We start from the raw sequence: 14,580 nt of genomic DNA, 5'->3' as shown, positions 1-14,580 counted from the left end.
TGGTACGTAACGGCCGACTATCCGGTGGCCTCCGCCAGTTCCATGAGCAGCTTGGCCCACGGGCCGGTGGGGAACCGGCGGTCGACGATCCGGCGGTTGCGCCGCAACCTGGCGGCCATGTGGGGCTCGCCGACGCGGTTCGCCCGCATGGCTGCCACCAGTTCGACGCCCGACCGGGCCATGTCGGCGGGGCGGGAGTGCACCGGGACGACGTAGAAGTCCTTTCCGTACGTCGGTGCGAAGGCGGCGTAGTTCGTGCTGGCGCAGGGCAGTCCGGCGACGGCGGCCAGCGCGGGCCCCAGCCCGACCGTCTCGACGTCTTCGGTGTTCGGGGTGAAGACGACGCCACCACCACTCGCCGCGGCTGTCCGAAGCAGGTCTATCTCGTCCAACCGCCAGGCGCCGGTGCTGTCCTGGACGCTGCACAACGGGACACCGTCGAGGAAACGCACGTCGGGCAGCAGGTCGAGGCGCCGTGCGGTGTGCAGCACCTCGTCACAGTAGGCGGGGTCCTCCGCCAGGCTGCCGAACACGAGCAGGTAGGGGGCGGGAAGTCCGCGGTCGGCGGCGGCCGATCGGGCCGCCGCGAGGACTTCGAGGGCGAGCTCCACCCCCTTGACCCGGAAGACCCGCACCGGGTTGAGCAGAATCGGCCTCCGCGGGTCGAGGCCCAGGCCGTCGAGGAACTGCCGGAGCCGTGGCTCCAGTTGGCCGGTGGGCACGCGGGGCAGGATGTTGGGCACCACCCGCGGCCTCTCCGGTACGGGGTAACTCGCCGCCTCCTCCGCGAGCGCCTCGGACACCACCGCCCACCGCACACCGGGTCCGGCCGCGGGAAGCGGAGTGAATTCGTTGGGGCGTTCCGGGTACCTGCGTACGCCTTCGTCGTAGTCGGCGCAGCTGCCGAAGAGATCGTGGTCCCAGAAGAGCACGCCGCCGGCTCGCTTCTCGTGGTGGCGGTCGCGTGCCACGGCGTGCAGGGCCCTGGTGACGGGCACGGCGTCCGAGAGCGTCATGTTGACCGCGATGGTCCAGTCGACTCGGTTCCGGCGCATCCACTGTGAGAGGTGGTCTCGGTAATGGTCGGTCAGGCGGTCGATGCGCTCGTGCAGCCGGGCACGTTCGACGGTGTCGAGAGTCGCTCCCTGTGCGACCGACGTCCGGATGGAGGTCCACTCGGCCGCCGCGCGGTCGAGGTCCCCGGGGAGGGGAGGCGCCAGCCGGGCCGGCTCCAACAGCGCGGACGACTCCTGCTCCGCCGGCCCGTACGGGTAGAAGGCCGGCTTGTCGGGTCGCCACGCGTAACCCAGGTCAGCGGGTACGGGCATGTCGAGCAGCTGCAACTCGACGCCGAGGCCGACCACGTTGCGGAAGATCGTCAGCAGGCCGCTGGCCGGCACTCCGTCCCCAGAGACCAGTCCGATGCGCACCCCGGCGTCACCGGCCCAGCTGCGTGTTGATGATCGCCTCCACCAATGTGGCGCCCGCTTCGGTGAGGGTGATGCTGCTGTCGCCCCGGTCGATCCGCACCAGCCCGCGGTCGGCGAGCGAGTCGAACATCGCACCCCACCTGCCGGACAGGAGAGAGCTGCCGGGGAAGCGGGAGCGATGGACCTCTTCGAGGAGTGGCTGACAGGTGGACAGCGCCATCTGCACCGCCCGCACCTCGCGGTGCTCGGCGCTCACCGTCGTGACGTTCTCCAGCGGGATCTCGCCCTTCTCGACCAGGCCGAGATATTTCGCCGGAGCGGCCACCGCGTTCGCCTCCGCATCCCCGCACCAGCTGTAGGCGCCCAGGCCGATGCCCACCTGTGGAACCTGTTTGTCCTGGTCCAGGTTCAACGACCGCCACAGTTCCGGTCCCACGTCGCGCTGCGGGAAGTAGGTGGTGGGGTGCTCGTAGTAGCCGGCGGCGGCGAGCCGGTCGACGGCTGCCTCCCGCATCTGCAACTGCTGTCCCAGTGACGGCCACAGGAACCCGCGCTGCGCCAGTTGCTCGCGTACCCGGGGGTCCTCCCACGGGGCCGGGGACACATGCCCGATGGCCGCTTCCACGTCGTGGAAGGACTGCAGATGGAGTTTGATCGCGACGATGGTGCTGAACCGGGCTTCGATCAGCCGGTCGATGTCGTCGAGGAATCCGGTGACCGTCTGGCCGGGCAGGCCCCAGACGAGGTCGCCGTCGACCCGGGTGAAACCCAGCCGTTCTGCCGCCGCCCGGACCTGTAGCGCCTGGTCCCCGGTGTGCCGGCGGTTGGCGACCTCCAGCAGCCGGTCGTCCAGGGACTGGATCCCGTAGGAGAGCGCGGTGAACCGCGCGTCGCGCAGCGTCCCCAGGATCTCCTCGGTGAGGGAGTCCGGGCTTCCCTCCGCCCGCATCGAGGTCCGCTCGTCGAAGGCGAACGTCTCCCGGTAGAAGTTCACCAGGCGTTCGATCTCGTGCGGAGGCAGGATGCTCGGCGTACCGCCGAACAGACAGAACTCGCCGACCGGCGTGGTCCGCAGCGCCGGGACCGCCTCCACCCAGGACCGGGCTTCCTTGATGTTGGCGTCCACCCACCGGCGTGCGGTCGCGTCGGCCACCTCGGGCCTGCTGCTCGTCACGAGTGTCGGGAACTGGCAGAAATGACAGCGGTACCGGCAGAGCGGGATATCCACCCACAGGTGAAAGGACGGCGCCTCGCGGAGCTCTCGGTCCAAAACGCGGAAGAACTGCTGCGGATCGCTTTCCACGTCTCCCGTGAAGACATGCGTGAATGCTTCGGCTTGCAGGTATCCGAGGAGTTCGTTGTTGCGCTCCTCGGAGAGCAGCGAGGAAACCCTGGGTACCGGGTAAGCGGGATCGATCTCGGAGAGGCTGGAGAGCGCCTTCCTCCGGTCGTATAACGTTGCCGTGCTAGTCCCCATGCGTGCGACACTCCGTATCTGCTACGTCGATGATCGTTTGCGTTTTGGGTACGGCCCGAACAGGCTAGGCACGTTCCCCTGCACGGTCAATACGGCCCGTGAGGGGTCAACAGCATGGCGTGATCCTTGCGGTTTGAGGCGTATGGATACGAGGAGTGCTTCCGGTCCTCCGTCCTGTTGGCGGATAATTCAGTGATCACCTGCGCGAGTGCAGCTCACGCTATGCGAGTGACACCGGCAAATGGATGACGGACGACGCGATTGGCTATGAGCGATGACCGAAAAGTCTGCTGCAATGCACGCCATGGCAGGGCCACCTCGACTCGCCATGACGGATTCGACCGCCGCCGCACTGGCTGAATTCAGTGCAACCTGGCGGCCGGAAGAGCTCAAGAGCGAGCAAACCCAGCAGGCGGCTCTTCGCCGCGCCCGTGAAGAAATCCCCGAACTGCACCGGCTCCTGGACGAGGCCGTCACCGCTCTGCGCGCGTCGCTGGCCGTGGTCATCGAGAACTTCCCGCTCGACGCCACCGCACTGGTCATCGCCGCCGGCGCCGTCGGCAGGGTCGATCCGAGCTACAACGGCCCGAGGCCGGACTCCCTCGTGCACGACGTGGTCGACAGCGAAGCCAGGCCCTACCGCGATCCGGACCCGTTCCACACCGACTCCCCCTTGCTGGCACGCCCGCATGCCTGCCTCGGGCTGCTGTGCGTCCGCCCGAGTCCCGCGGGCGACGGGCAGACGGTTCTGGTGAGCGCGGCGGATGTTGCCGCCGAAATCGCCGACCCCGGCCATCTGCGAGCACTCCAGGACCCCTGCTATCCGTTCGCTGTTCCCCCTGAGCCCGGGAGCGACGAGCCGTCGATCACGACCCACCCGATCCTTGAGATGTCCGGCGGGGGCACCACCGTGCGGTACTGCCCGGTGCGGGTCACCGCGGGCGTGGAGCGGGCCGGACATGCCCTGGACGACGAACACGTCGGCGCGCTCCGCGCGTTCGAACGCGCGCTGGACACGCGGCACCTGCCCACGGTCTTCCTCCTGCGGGCGGGCGAACTCCTGCTGCTGGACAACAGGCGCCTGCTGCACGGCCGCACCGACGTCGGACCCGAAGGCTTCGGCCGGCACCTCATGCGCGTCAAGGTGCATGACCTAGAGGAATAGCGCTGGCCAGGAACAGCTGACGCGAAGGCCCCCGCATCCGCCGGATCCATCGCATCCCCCGCATCCGCCTGTAGGAGTCATCACGGTGACCATCAGCATCGGTGTCGTCGGCGCGGGGCAGTTCGCCCGCGCGTTCATCCCTCTCTTCCAGGCCCACCCGGGCGTTCACGACGTCCGCCTCACGGAGGCCGTGCCCGAGCGGCTCGTGCGCGAGTCGGACCGGCACGCGATCACCACCACCCACCCGTCCTTCGAGGACATGCTCGCCTCCGACGTCGACGCCGTCGCGATCTTCACCCAGCGCTGGACCCACGGCCCCCTCGTCGTCCAGGCCCTGGAGGCGGGAAAGCACGTCTACTCGTGCGTGCCGATGGCCGTCTCCGAGGAAGAGATCGAGGCGATCGTCGAAGCCGTGCGCCGCACCGGCCTCACCTACATGATGGGTGAGACCAGCTACTACAGCCCCGCCGCCGTGTACTGCCGGGGGCGGCACGCCGAGGGTGCGTTCGGCGAGATCTTCTACGCCGAGGGCGACTACGTCCACGACATGGACCTCGGCTTCTACGACGCGTACCGCTTCAGCGGCGGCGACCGCTGGAAGGAGACGGCGAGCTTCCCTCCCATGTACTACCCGACCCACGCCCTCGGCGGAGTGCTCGCGGTGACCGGCTCGCATGTCACCTCCGTGTCCTGCCTGGGCGTCCGCGACACCCGCGGCGACGGCGTCTTCGACCGTGAGGTCAGCCGCTGGGACAACGACTTCTCCAACGCGACCGCGCTTTTCCGCACCGCGGACGGCGGCGTCGTCCGCACCAACGAGATGCGGCGGGTGGGCTATCCGTCCCGGCTGCGCGAATCCCGGTTCCGCTTCTTCGGCACCGAGGGCAGCTTCGAACAGCTGGCCACGACCACGCTGTGGCAGGACCGCGAAAAGGCCGAGGACATCGAGGAGTTGATGCGCACGGCGCCGTCCTCCGGCCTCGACGACGCCGCGCTCGCCGCCATCGCCCCGTCCCTGCGCGACGCGTTCGGCAGCGGCTTCGCGCCCGTCCACGACGTCGGCCGACTGCCCGCCGAGTTCACCGGGCAACCCAACGGCCACCAGGGCTCCCACCAGTTCCTCGCGGACGACTTCGTCTCGGCGTGCCTGACCGGGAAGACGCCTCCGGTCAACGCCTGGACGGCGGCCCGCTACACCCTGCCCGGCCTGACCGCCCACCGATCCGCCCTGGCGGGCGGCACACAGCTGAAGGTACGGGACTTGGGGGACGCCCCGGTCTGACCCCACCCGGGCCACCGGCGTGACTCCCACCCCACCGCTCGGGGGCCGGCTGTACAGCCTCAACGGTGGGCGACCGACGTATTCGTTCTCCCTCCGAACACGGAAGCGGCGGAGAGGTCCGAGGCGAGCACGGCAGTGGTCAACGTGCCGTGCAGAGAGACGCGCGAGGAGCGGTCCCTGCCGCGCCGCCCCCACGCAGACAGTGAAGACAGCAGGCCGAGGCGGAAAGTGGTACGTACGCGATGAGTCGGTGTCGGCATGCACGGAACGCTTCCGTGGCCCGGCGGAAGGAATCAAGAAGGATTGGCGGCCAGTGCCCCGCAGGACGCTCGGACGGTCAGCCGGGGCCGCAGCCAGACCTGGCGCAGCTCCGCGTCCGGTTCGTCGATGCGGCGCAGCAGGGTTTCCAGGCCCAGCGAACCGAGGCGGAACTTCTCCGGTGCGACCGAGGTGAGCGGCACCTGCTCAGTGGCCGCGTGCCGGTCCTCGCAGGAGACCAGGGCGAGGTCTTTGGGGACGCGTACTCCGGCGCGGCGGGCGGCGGCCAGCAGCGCGGAACCCTCCATGTCGCCGAAACAGATCAGTCCGGTCGCACCGCTGCCGATAACGCCGCCGAGGACGGCGTCTGCGAACGGAGGCTGGGCGGCAAGGACCTCCTCGAAACTCTCGCAGTCGGTGGTCGACGGCCAGTCCAACCGGGCCGTCACGCGCAGTCCGAGTGCGGCGGCGCCTTCTGTGAAGCCCGTGGAAATGCCCCGACTGGGTGCGGCATCAGTCCGGCAGACGAGCGCCACATCGTGGTGGCCCAATCCGGCGAGGTGCGCGAGGGCGAGGTAGACGCCGCCGGCGTGGTCGGTGGAGACGTGCTCGCTGGGGTCACCGATGCCGGCCGGCGCACGTTCCAGGAGGACGTACGGCAGGGGGAGTTCCCGCAGCAGACGGGTGTGCGCGGCGTCGGCCGCGTCGGCGGGGCCCGGGTGCGCGATGAGCAGTCCCTCCGCCCCCGCAAGGCGGTCGGCAAGACGGGTGAGCCGGTCCCAGCCACGGTCCGCATAACCGGTGGTGTGCACGTCGATCGTGGTTCGGGTATGCGCGGCGGCCGCCTCGATACCTGCGATCACAGGAGGGAAGTACCAGTCGCGTTCAGGCAGCACGACCGCGATCCGCCGCCGCGCACCCGGTGGCGGAGGCACTGACCGCGCGAACGTCCCCGCACCCTGGCGCCGCTCGACACTCCCCTCGCCGGCCAGTACCTCCAAAGCGCGCCGCACGGTATTGACCGACAGGCCGTGGGCCGCAGCCAGTTGCACCTCGGTCGGCAGTCGGCTGCCGGGCGGCCAGTCGCCGCCCCGGATTCCGCGGCGCAACTCGGCAGCGAGTTGCAGGTACTTGATCGGATCGCCGGTGGCCATGCAGGCATTCTGGATGACGTGTGATCACCGGGACAGCGGCGCCGTCGATGGAGCCCGAAAGAGTTCACTGCGCCGGGAACGGAGTGCCCCATGGCTCTTCGTCCAGGAGGAGGCCGTTGGCCAGGTAGCTGATGGTTCGGTACCAGCCGGCCAGGACCAGGAACTCCAGGAGTTGGGCGTCTTCGTAGTGGGCGCTCAGGGCGTCCCAGGCAGGTGGGGAGAGCCGTGCCGTGTCGTGCAGTTCGTCGACGGCGTTGAGCAGTGCCGCATGGCGTGGCGGCCACGCGGTGTTCGCTGCGGTGTCGATGTCGGTTGTCGCTTGGAGCTGTTCGTGGCTCAGTCCGGCCTGCTGAGCGAGGGTCGCGGCGTGTGCGCCCCATTCGTAGGCGCAGCCGGTGCGTGCGGTGACTCGGGCGATGACGATCTCGCGGTCGACGGCGGGCAGCAGCCCGTGGCCCAGCAGGCCGGACCCCAGCGCGAACATGCGTGAGGCCAGTTCCGGGTTGCGGTGCAGGACCCGGAACAGTGCGAGCGGCTCGTGTGGCGCGCCGGGAGGCATCCATCGGTGGAGTGCCTGGTCGATGGGTGCGGAGTAGGGCGGGGTGAGCGGTTCGATGCGCGGCATGGGCGCCTCCTGCTTCGATTTTCGCATCACTATGATGCTTCGAAAGTCGAAGCGCAAGGAGTGGACGTGAAGGAGTGGATGTGGTGGACGCCAGAACGCCTCGGCCGGGCTCATCGGTACGGGGGTCCGATTCAGGGCGCCCGGTCATGGCCGCACTCGATCTGCTCGGACGGCGCTGGACGCTGCGCATCCTGTGGGAACTGAGCCAAGCCCCGGCAGGATTCCGGGAGTTGCAGCGCCGTTGTGAACGCATGTCGTCGAGCGTGCTCAGCACCCGGCTGGGCGAGCTGACCGGCGCCCGCGTGCTCACCCTGCACGGCGACGCCTATCACCTCACCCCGCTCGGGGACGACCTCGTCCGGGCGCTCGACCCACTCAACGCCTGGAGCCGACGATGGGCCGAGGAGGTGGGGAGTGACGGGGAAGGAGACCGGGTGAGTTGACGGCGGGCGCCAGCGGCAGGATTCCTTCGCATCACGCCGTCCGGGCCCAAGCGCGAGTCGCGGGCCGAACTGGCCGATGATCCGGTTCGCTGCCGAGCCGATCCGGGGCCCGGACGCGCCCCCGCGGTCCTCGTGCGTGACCTTCGCCGCCGCAAGGTCGATACTGCCGACAGCACCCGACAGCACTACTCCAGCCGCGACTCGGTCGAGCAGACGACCCGCCTGACGGTCGTCGGCAAAGTCAGCGGCAGGTCAGCGACAGTACCGCCGGAAGCCGCTTCGAAGCGCACGCACACCGCCAGGACCGCACACCGACCCCACCCACTCCGACCAGGAAAAGCGCCGATGAAGGGCCTGTCTGCCCACCTTCCCAGGAGACACCCATGAGGATGCTGATCAATGTCGCCGAGACCGTCGTCGCCGACGCGCTGCGCGGGATGGCCGCCGCTCACCCCGAGCTGACGATCGACGTCGAGAACCGTGTGATCGTACGCAGGGACGCCCCCGTCGACGGGAAGGTCGCCCTCGTCTCCGGCGGCGGGTCCGGGCACGAGCCGTTGCACGGCGGGTTCGTGGGGCCGGGGATGCTGTCGGCCGCCTGCCCCGGCGAGGTGTTCACCTCGCCCGTACCCGACCAGATGGTACGGGCGGCCGCCGCCGTGGACAGTGGCGCGGGCGTGCTCTTCATCGTGAAGAACTACACGGGCGACGTGCTCAACTTCGACATGGCCGCGGAGCTCGCCGAGGACGAGGGCATCCAGGTGGCCAAGGTGCTCGTCAACGACGACGTGGCGGTCACCGACAGCCTCTACACCGCCGGGCGCCGCGGCACCGGCGCCACCCTCTTCGTCGAGAAGATCGCGGGCGCCGCCGCCGACGCGGGCATGCCCCTGGAGCGGGTGGAGGCCGTCGCCCGGCGGGTCAACGACAACGCGCGCAGCTTCGGCGTCGCGCTCAGCGCCTGCAGCACGCCCGCCAAGGGCAGCCCCACCTTCGAACTGCCGCCAGGTGAGCTTGAGTTGGGCGTCGGCATTCACGGGGAGCCGGGGCGTGAGCGGCGGCCCATGATGACCTCGCGCGAGATCGCCGACTTCGCGGTCAACGCCGTACTGGAGGATCTCGACCCGCACAATCCCGTCCTGCTGCTCGTCAACGGCATGGGGGCCACTCCCCTGCTCGAACTGTACGGATTCAACGCCGAGGTCCAGCGCGTCCTCGTGGAGCGCGGCGTACCCGTCGCCCGCACCCTCGTCGGCAACTACGTGACCTCACTGGACATGGCCGGCGCCTCCGTGACGCTCTGCCAGGTCGACGAGGAACTGCTCAGGTTGTGGGACGCGCCGGTCCGCACGCCCGGCCTTCGCTGGGGAGTCTGAGCGCCCTTCCGCATCACCACGGCCGTCTGTTCCTGAGCGCAGCCACCCCGCAGCCGCCCCGCACCCACCACTACGCAAGGAGACCCCCGTGCTCGACGCCGACTTCTTCCGCCGCTGGCTGGCGGGTACCGCCGCCGCCGTCGACCGCGAGGCGGACCGGCTCACGGAGCTGGACTCGCCCATCGGCGACGCCGACCACGGCAGCAATCTGCGGCGCGGGTTCACCGCCGTCGTGGCCGCCCTGGAGAAGGAGGCACCGGACACCCCGGGCGCCGTACTCACGCTCGCGGGACGGCAGTTGATCTCGACGGTGGGCGGTGCGTCGGGGCCGCTCTACGGTACGTTGCTGCGCCGCACCGGCAAGGCGCTGGGCGATGCGGCCGAGGTGGGCGAGGCGGAGTTCGCCGATGCGCTGCGGGCCGGCGTCGACGCGGTGGCCGGGCTCGGCGGCGCCGCGCCCGGGGACAAGACGATGCTGGACGCGCTCGTCCCCGCGCTCGACGCGCTCGGCGAGTCCTTCGGCGCGGCGCGCGAGGCCGCGCTGCACGGTGCCCTGGCCACGACGCCGCTGCAGGCGCGCAAGGGGCGTGCGAGCTACCTGGGCGAGCGCAGCATCGGCCACCAGGACCCGGGCGCGACGTCGGCCGCGCTGCTCTTCGAGGCGCTCGCCGAGACCGCGGAGGGTGCCGAGACCGCAGAGGGTGCCGAGACGGCGGAGGGTGCCAACGGGCCGGAGCGCGGCCGTGGCTGACGCCCCGTTGGTCGGCATCGTCCTCGTCTCGCACAGCGGCCCCGTCGCCGAGGCGGTCGCCGCGCTCGCCACGGGCCTCGCGGGCGGGGGCACGACCGCGCCCGTGGCGGCGGCCGGCGGGACGGACGGCGGCGGCCTCGGCACGAGCGCGGGGCTCATCTCGGCGGCGGCCGAGCAGGTCGACCGCGGCGCCGGCGTCGCCCTCCTCGCCGACCTCGGCAGCGCCGTCCTCACCGTGAAGGCGCTGCTTGCCGAGGGCGACGAACTCCCGGCCGGGGCGCGCCTGTTGGACGCTCCGTTCGTGGAGGGCGCGGTGGCGGCGGTGGTGACCGCGTCGGCCGGCGCGGACCTCGCCGCGGTCGAGGCGGCGGCCACGGACGCGTACACCTACCGGAAGGTCTGACCCGGGGTTCCGCGCGGCCGCCTCACCCGAGCGACGACACGCCCTGCTCCCCCCGTACGAACTGCCGGGCCAGCGCCTCGCCCCGGTCGACCGCGGCCCGGTGGCTCTCGATCGGGACGGCCTGGGAACCCTTGAAGAAGATGTACGTGACGTCGGCGGCCGTTCCGCCCGACCGGGGGTCGGGACGGATGCCGAGCGCCTGGGCCGTCGCGTACGACGCCTCGCCGATGAGGTCGACCGGGCCGGTGTCGCCGACGACGGCGTACTGGACCTTGTCACCGTGGACGACGGCCGCGACGGTGCCGCCGGTGACGCCGTGCCGGGTGTGGTTCCAGCGGTGGCTCGGGCCGGGCACGACGACGTAGGGCAGGTGTTCCGCGGCCAGGTGCCGGCCGTCGGACTGCTGGAAGGCCGTGGTGTGGAGGAACAGCGGGTCGGTGCGGCGGTTGCAGGCGGTGGTCGGCCGGCCGTCGCAGTCGATGTCCATGTCCGCCGTCCAGAACACGGTGTCGCGCGTTCCGCAGACGGGGACGACGGCGCGTTTGCCGTCGTCGGTGCGGTACTTGCCGTGCGAGATCTCCGTGCAGGTGCGGGTCGCGGCAAGCAGGTCGGCCGCTCGTACGGTCCCCTCGCCGCCCGGGGTGCTCGCCGTCCCCGGGGCGTTCGCTTCGGTCGCGGGCCGTTGCGCGGCGGCGGAGTACGAGGCGGGGGCGAGCAGGGTGACGCCGACCGCGGCGAGTACGGCGACCGTTCTGATGCGCACGAGGGGGAACCTTTCGCAGGGGGAGTCTTCAGGGGGAGGCTGACGGCTCGTCAGCACCACATATCCCACGTCGCACGCGGCCATAAGCCCCGTACTAAACCTTGCACTCCAGCCCGACCCCTTGATGTGCCCCCGTCACCTGTGTCAAATAGGTCCGGACCAATGCCGTCGAGTGGAAGGCAGCACCGTGCGACGGATCCCCCCTCTGTCCACCCCTCTCGCCCTGCTCTCCGCGGTCGCCGCGACGGCGGTGGCGCTCGGCGGCTGCGCGTGGAGCGGCGACGACGCCGGCGACACGCATCCCCCGGCGGCCCCGCGCGGGCTCACCGTGCAGGCGGGCAGCTCCACCACCGCGCACGTCATGTGGAACCGGGCCACCGACGACACGGAGGTCACCGGGTACGAGGTGTACCGCGACGCCAAGAGGGTGAAGGAGGTTGCGGGCGGCGAGCAGATGGTGGACGTCGTCGGCCTCGAACCCGACGCCACGTACACGTTCACCGTCCGCGCCCGGGACGCCGAGGGCAACGTCAGCGAGGACAGCGAGCGGTTGTCCGTCACGATGCCCGCGGCGGCCGCGGCGGACCGTAAGGCGCCGTCACGGCCAGGGCGCCTGACGGGCAGGGCCGCGGGGAGCAGTTCGGCGATGCTCTCGTGGGGGAAGTCGTTGGACGACCGGCGCGTGGCCTCGTACGAGATCTATCAGGGCGGTTCGAAGGTCCACAGTGTGGGCGGGGGTCAGACCGCGACGCTGGTCACCGGGTTGCGGCCCGGCACCGACTACACCTTCACGGTGAAGGCGCGCGACGCCGCCGACAACTTCTCCCCCGCCAGCTCGCGGGTCCGCCTCACCACGGCCGGGGGTGGCAAGGCCTCGGGGCGCGGCACCGCGCCCACCGCCTTCCGGGCCGGTACGCACGAGAAGGGCGGGGCGTACTACATCGACTTGTCGTGGGTGCCCCCGCGGACCGGCGGGGCGGTCGCGGAGTACCAGATCCAACTCGACGGCCGCACCGCCACATCCCTCGTCTTCGGCGGCACGGCGCCGAAGGACAGGGCGGAACACAGCTTCTACATCGGCAGGAAACCCGGGGAGCCCCACCGGGTGAAAGTCCGCCCCAAGCTCCCGGACGGAACGTGGGGCGGTTACACGCCGGAGCGGACGGTCACGACGGGCTGAACTCTGTCACCGGCGTCCGCACCTCATCGGGGCCGGACGGGACCGTCGACCGTGCGCGGCCGCGCCCCGGTTCAGCTGGCCGAGGGCTCGTCGTAGTAGCCGGGGCGAGCCAGGAGCACGGAGTTGAAGTAGTGGCCCTGCTCCTCGTCCGGGTCGTCGTCTGCCTCGAACGGTCGCCAGAAGCCGAGCAGCAGGTCCGGTGCGACGACGGAGGCGGGGTCGTCGCCGGCGGGTCCCACGGCCGTGATCTTGGCCAGGCGGTCCACGACCGTGCGGGCCGGCAGTGCGAAGACATCGATACCGCGGAACCGTACGGCATCCGAGGGATCCGAAGGCCGGCCCAACTCCACGTGCGCGAGCCGGTCGTGCGTGCAGCCGATGCTCACCATCAGGCCACTCGCCCGGAAGAAGCGCCGGCCTGCGGCCCGTCCGTCGCCCGCGGAATCATGCTCGTCGCGCAGCGATTCGAGAGCGCGATGTGCCGCCGGGCACGGCATGCCGATCCGCAACGGGCCGACGCCCAGCGGTGGTGTGAGCTCGAAGTCCATGCTCGGATGTTGCCACGGAGCCCACCGCGTCTTCATCCGCCCTCTGTGGTTTCTGCGCATTCCTGAGGTCTTGCCGGTCTCTCTCGGTCAGAATCGGAACTTCTCAAGGGGCTTGCGCAAGGGGCCAGTTGGTGGAATCCGTGAGGGATGGGGCAGATGTGTTCGGTGAGTGGGACTACGTCGTCGTGGGGGCCGGGTCGGCCGGGTGTGTGGTGGCTGCTCGGTTGTCCGAGGACTCGGAGTGCCGGGTCCTGCTGATCGAGGCCGGTGGGGAGGACCGCAAGGCGGAGATCTCGGTGCCCATGGCCTGGCCCGCGCTGCAGGGGTCCGAGGTCGACCACGGCTACACCACCGTCCGGCAGACCGGTGCCGACGGGACCGCGCGGGCCTTTCCCCGGGGGCGGACGCTGGGTGGCTCCGGTGCCATCAACGGGCTCATCCACCTGCGCGGGCACCGCGAGGACTTCGACCACTGGGCAGCCCTCGGCTGCACGGGCTGGGGGTACGACGAGACGTTGCCGTACTTCCAGCGGATGGAGACGGTCCACGGCAAGGACCCCAAGTACCGGGGATGTGAAGGGCCGTTGCTGCCGGCGAGCGCGGAGGAGGGCGGTCATCCGCTCTCCCGGGACTTCGTCGACGCCGCCACCTCGGTCGGGTTCACGCGGACCGACGACTTCAACGGGAGCGCCCAAGAGGGCGTCGGGTGGCATGACTTGAACATTTCGGGGGGCGCTCGGCAGTCCGCCGCGCACGCCTACCTCCATCCCGTCCGGGCCGGCAGGAGCAACCTCACCGTCTCGACCGACTCCCGCGCCCTGCGCCTGCTCTTCGACGGGGACCGCTGCACCGGCGTGGAGTTCGAGCGCGACGGTGACCGGCATACCGTCCGTGCGACGGCGGAGACCATCGTGAGCTGCGGAGCCGTCGACTCGCCCCGGCTCCTGCTGCTCTCCGGCATCGGCCCCGCCGACGACCTGCGGGAGGCGGGCGTCACCGTCCGGCACGACCTGCCCGGGGTCGGCCGCAACCTGCACGACCACCCGCTCTGCCCCGTCGTCCACGAGGCCGGCCGCACCCTTCCCCCGCCGCAGACCAGCCTCGCCGAGACCTCCCTGTCCTGGCGCAGCGACGCCGCCCTTTCGGGGCCCGACCTGCAGTTGCTCTGCATCCACGTGCCGTACCACCCGCCCACGATGCCGGTGCCGGCCAACGGGTTCACCTTGGCCGTGGCCACCGTTCCGGCCAGTCGCGGGACGGTGCGGCTTGCCGGGCCCGACCCGGACACCCCGCCGCTCATCGACCCCAACTACCTGGGCCGGGAGTCGGACATCCTGCGCATGCTGCAAGGCATCGCCACCGCACGGGAGATCGCGGCCGCGCCCCCGTTCGCGCGGTGGGCCCCGCGTGAGGTGCTGCCCGGCCCGGGCGTCACCGCCGAGGCGGGGCTGCGCGACTACCTCGCCGCCGCAGTGGGCCCGTACTTCCATCCCGTGGGCACCTGCGCGATGGGCACGGGGCCGGACGCGGTGGTGGCGCCGGACCTGAGCGTGCACGGCATCCGGGGTCTGCGGGTCGTGGACGCCTCGGTCATGCCGCGGATCGTCTCGGTCAACACGAACGCCGCGACCCTCATGATCGCGGAGAAGGCGGCGGACCTCATCCGGGGAGACGGCACGCCGCGTCCCCGACGTCCTGCGCCCACGGGCGGCGTCTGACATCCTG

General features: G+C 70.8%; 14 protein-coding genes. 8 read left to right on the top strand and 6 right to left on the bottom strand.

What is annotated here, in order from left to right:
* Positions 1-17: 17 nt before the first annotated feature.
* Positions 18-1,430: a hypothetical protein gene (locus ACFYO9_RS32610; RefSeq protein WP_358775577.1), complete on the bottom strand. Its 1,413-nt coding sequence runs from the start codon at positions 1,428-1,430 to the stop codon at positions 18-20.
* Positions 1,431-1,437: 7 nt separating this feature from the next.
* On the bottom strand, positions 1,438-2,907 hold the full coding sequence (locus ACFYO9_RS32605) for a radical SAM protein (protein WP_355812783.1): 1,470 nt from the start codon (positions 2,905-2,907) through the stop codon (positions 1,438-1,440).
* 328 nt (positions 2,908-3,235) lie between these two features.
* Here ACFYO9_RS32605 and ACFYO9_RS32600 point away from each other — a divergent pair, with 328 nt between their 5' ends.
* On the top strand, positions 3,236-4,072 hold the full coding sequence (locus tag ACFYO9_RS32600) for a TauD/TfdA family dioxygenase (RefSeq protein ID WP_358775574.1): 837 nt from the start codon (positions 3,236-3,238) through the stop codon (positions 4,070-4,072).
* A gap of 85 nt (positions 4,073-4,157) precedes the next feature.
* Positions 4,158-5,354, top strand: a complete 1,197-nt coding sequence (locus ACFYO9_RS32595) for a Gfo/Idh/MocA family oxidoreductase (protein WP_358775572.1) — start codon at positions 4,158-4,160, stop codon at positions 5,352-5,354.
* Positions 5,355-5,647: 293 nt separating this feature from the next.
* Here ACFYO9_RS32595 and ACFYO9_RS32590 read toward each other — a convergent pair whose 3' ends face one another.
* Together ACFYO9_RS32590 and ACFYO9_RS32585 are read right to left on the bottom strand one after the other, a co-directional pair.
* A complete protein-coding gene (locus tag ACFYO9_RS32590; protein ID WP_358775570.1) occupies positions 5,648-6,766 on the bottom strand; it encodes a substrate-binding domain-containing protein in 1,119 nt (372 codons plus the stop codon).
* A 64-nt stretch (positions 6,767-6,830) separates the two neighbouring features.
* Entirely contained in the window at positions 6,831-7,391 is a 561-nt protein-coding gene (locus tag ACFYO9_RS32585) for a carboxymuconolactone decarboxylase family protein (protein ID WP_358775568.1), read from the bottom strand.
* A gap of 83 nt (positions 7,392-7,474) precedes the next feature.
* Between ACFYO9_RS32585 and ACFYO9_RS32580 the strand changes: the two genes are divergently transcribed.
* The 4 genes from ACFYO9_RS32580 (at position 7,475) to ACFYO9_RS32565 (ending at position 10,364) form a co-directional block, all read left to right on the top strand.
* Complete coding sequence (locus tag ACFYO9_RS32580) at positions 7,475-7,834, top strand: helix-turn-helix domain-containing protein (RefSeq protein ID WP_358775664.1); 360 nt, start codon at positions 7,475-7,477, stop codon at positions 7,832-7,834.
* A gap of 383 nt (positions 7,835-8,217) precedes the next feature.
* Positions 8,218-9,210 carry a dihydroxyacetone kinase subunit DhaK gene (dhaK, locus tag ACFYO9_RS32575; RefSeq protein ID WP_355812828.1) on the top strand — a complete coding sequence of 331 codons (993 nt, stop codon included), beginning with the start codon at positions 8,218-8,220 and terminating at the stop codon, positions 9,208-9,210.
* Positions 9,211-9,298: 88 nt separating this feature from the next.
* Positions 9,299-9,961 (top strand): dihydroxyacetone kinase subunit DhaL, encoded by a 663-nt coding sequence (gene dhaL, locus ACFYO9_RS32570; RefSeq protein WP_358775566.1) that lies wholly within the window; start codon positions 9,299-9,301, stop codon positions 9,959-9,961.
* Complete coding sequence (locus tag ACFYO9_RS32565; protein ID WP_358775564.1) at positions 9,954-10,364, top strand: PTS fructose transporter subunit IIA; 411 nt, start codon at positions 9,954-9,956, stop codon at positions 10,362-10,364. Before dhaL ends, ACFYO9_RS32565 begins: the two co-directional genes overlap by 8 nt.
* 22 nt (positions 10,365-10,386) lie before the next feature.
* Here the strand turns inward: ACFYO9_RS32565 and ACFYO9_RS32560 are convergent, their stop codons facing one another.
* Positions 10,387-11,127, bottom strand: coding sequence for a glycoside hydrolase family 75 protein (locus ACFYO9_RS32560; protein WP_358775562.1), 741 nt, complete (start codon positions 11,125-11,127; stop codon positions 10,387-10,389).
* 187 nt (positions 11,128-11,314) lie between these two features.
* On the opposite strand from ACFYO9_RS32560, the gene ACFYO9_RS32555 reads away from it, so the two are divergent.
* Complete coding sequence (locus tag ACFYO9_RS32555; RefSeq protein WP_358775560.1) at positions 11,315-12,307, top strand: fibronectin type III domain-containing protein; 993 nt, start codon at positions 11,315-11,317, stop codon at positions 12,305-12,307.
* Between the two features lie 71 nt (positions 12,308-12,378).
* Here the strand turns inward: ACFYO9_RS32555 and ACFYO9_RS32550 are convergent, their stop codons facing one another.
* The gene (locus ACFYO9_RS32550; RefSeq protein ID WP_358775558.1) at positions 12,379-12,855 is read right to left on the bottom strand and encodes a hypothetical protein; all 477 of its coding nucleotides are present in this window, start codon (positions 12,853-12,855) and stop codon (positions 12,379-12,381) included.
* Positions 12,856-12,995: 140 nt separating this feature from the next.
* Here ACFYO9_RS32550 and ACFYO9_RS32545 point away from each other — a divergent pair, with 140 nt between their 5' ends.
* Positions 12,996-14,573, top strand: coding sequence for a GMC family oxidoreductase N-terminal domain-containing protein (locus ACFYO9_RS32545; RefSeq protein WP_359333630.1), 1,578 nt, complete (start codon positions 12,996-12,998; stop codon positions 14,571-14,573).
* Positions 14,574-14,580: the final 7 nt, after the last annotated feature.

Source organism: Streptomyces sp. NPDC005863 (genome assembly GCF_042871345.1).
GTDB lineage: Bacteria > Actinomycetota > Actinomycetes > Streptomycetales > Streptomycetaceae > Streptomyces.
The sequence above is the reverse complement of the archived record's forward strand: the minus strand, read 5'-3'. Positions and strand labels throughout refer to the sequence as shown.